The sequence below is a fragment of the Methanosarcina sp. DH1 genome (assembly GCF_020804205.1).
Classification (GTDB): domain Archaea; phylum Halobacteriota; class Methanosarcinia; order Methanosarcinales; family Methanosarcinaceae; genus Methanosarcina; species Methanosarcina vacuolata.
Map to the genome: position 1 here is coordinate 1 of NZ_WJBJ01000045.1, position 1404 is coordinate 1404.

A 1404-nucleotide genomic window follows, 5' to 3' on the forward strand; every position below is an offset into this window, starting at 1 on the left:
GAAAAGAAGAAKTGATGGAAAAAGCCCTTGAAATAGCCTCAAATATTCAAGATGATTCTGACAGAGCAGAGGCCCTTTCTGTTCTTGTTCCTCATTTTGATGGCCAAAGAAAAGAAGAATTTATGCAAAAAGCCCTTGAAATAGCCTCAAATATTCAAGATGATTCTGACAGAGCATTTGCTCTTTATTCTCTTGCTCCTCATTTTGATGGCCAAAGAAAAGAAGAAGTGATGGAAAAAGCCCTTGAAATAGCCTCAAATATTCAAGATGGTTATTACATAGCACATGTCCTTTCTGTTCTTGTTCCTCATTTTGATGACCAAAGAAAAGAAGAAGTGATGGAAAAAGCCCTTGAAATAGCCTCAAATATTCAAGATGATTTTACACGAGCATTTACCCTTTCTGTTCTTGTTCCTCATTTTGATGACCAAAGAAAAGAAGAATTTATGCAAAAAGCCCTTGAAATAGCCTCAAATATACAAGATGATTCTTTTAGAGTATCTGCCCTTTATGTTCTTGTTTCTCATTTTGATGGCCAAAGAAAAGAAGAATTTATGCAAAAAACTCTTGAAATAGCCTCAAATATTCAAGATGATTCTGACAGAGCATTTGCCCTTTCTGTTCTTGTTCCTCATTTTGATGRCCAAAGAAAAGAAGAATTTATGCAAAAAGCCCTTGAAATAGCCTCAAATATWCAAGATGATTCTTTTAGAGTATCTGCCCTTTMTGTTCTTGTTYCTCATTTTGATGGCCAAAGAAAAGAAGAATTTATGCAAAAAGCCCTTGAAATAGCCTCAAATATTCAAGATGATTCTGACAGAGYAGAGGCMCTTTCTGTTCTTGTTCCTCATTTTGATGGCCAAAGAAAAGAAGAATTTATGCAAAAAGCCCTTGAAATAGCCTCAAATATTCAAGGTGATTTTACACGAGCATCTACCCTTTCTGTTTTTGTTCCTCATTTTGATGGCCAAAGAAAAGAAGAAGTGATGGAAAAAGCCCTTGAAATAACCTCAAATATTCAAGAGGGTTATTACATAGCACATGTCCTTTCTGTTCTTGTTCCTCATTTTGATGGCCAAAGAAAAGAAGAAGTGATGGAAAAAGCCCTTGAAATAGCCTCAAATATTCAAGATGATTCTTTTAGAGTATCTGCCCTTTCTGTTCTTGTTYCTCATTTTGATGGCCAAAGAAAAGAAGAATTTATGCAAAAAGCCCTTGAAATAGCCTCAAATATTCAAGATGATTCTGACAGAGCAGAGGCCCTTTCTGTTCTTGTTCCTCATTTTGATGGCCAAAGAAAAGAAGAATTTATGCAAAAAGCCCTTGAAATAGCCTCAAATATTCAAGATGATTCTGACAGAGCAAAGGCACTTTGTTTTATATTATCTCTTATGAGGAATTCTC

1 protein-coding gene is annotated in these 1404 nt (G+C 35.2%); it reads left to right on the forward strand.

Features of this window, described 5'->3' with window-relative positions; all coding sequences use genetic code 11:
- Positions 1–14: 14 nt before the first annotated feature.
- A partial coding sequence (locus tag FXW07_RS19115) for a hypothetical protein (protein ID WP_229397187.1) occupies positions 15–1404 on the forward strand: 1390 nt, incomplete at its 3' end.